The sequence below is a fragment of the Stenotrophomonas sp. SAM-B genome, from assembly GCF_013387485.1.
Lineage (GTDB): Bacteria > Pseudomonadota > Gammaproteobacteria > Xanthomonadales > Xanthomonadaceae > Stenotrophomonas > Stenotrophomonas maltophilia_AA.
Map to the genome: position 1 here is coordinate 1 of NZ_JABBXB010000049.1, position 431 is coordinate 431.

General features: G+C 55.7%; 1 rRNA gene. It reads left to right on the plus strand.

From position 1 onward, the window contains the following. Positions 1–431: ribosomal RNA gene (locus HH110_RS19180) — 16S ribosomal RNA — on the plus strand; the annotation flags it as partial.

The following is a 431-nucleotide window of genomic DNA, read 5'->3' on the forward strand; positions in this document are numbered from 1 at the left end:
AGCAGTGGGGAATATTGCACAATGGGCGCAAGCCTGATGCAGCGACGCCGCGTGAGGGATGACGGCCTTCGGGTTGTAAACCGCTTTTGACAGGGACGAAGCGCAAGTGACTGTACCTGTAGAATAAGGACCGGCCAACTACGTGCCAGCAGCCGCGGTAATACGTAGGGTCCGAGCGTTGTCCGGAATTACTGGGCGTAAAGAGCTTGTAGGCGGTTCGTCGCGTCGTTTGTGAAAACTTGGGGCTCAACCTTAAGCTTGCAGGCGATACGGGCAGACTAGAGTACTTCAGGGGAGACTGGAATTCCTGGTGTAGCGGTGAAATGCGCAGATATCAGGAGGAACACCGGTGGCGAAGGCGGGTCTCTGGGCAGTAACTGACGCTGAGGAGCGAAAGCATGGGTAGCAAACAGGATTAGATACCCGTGTAG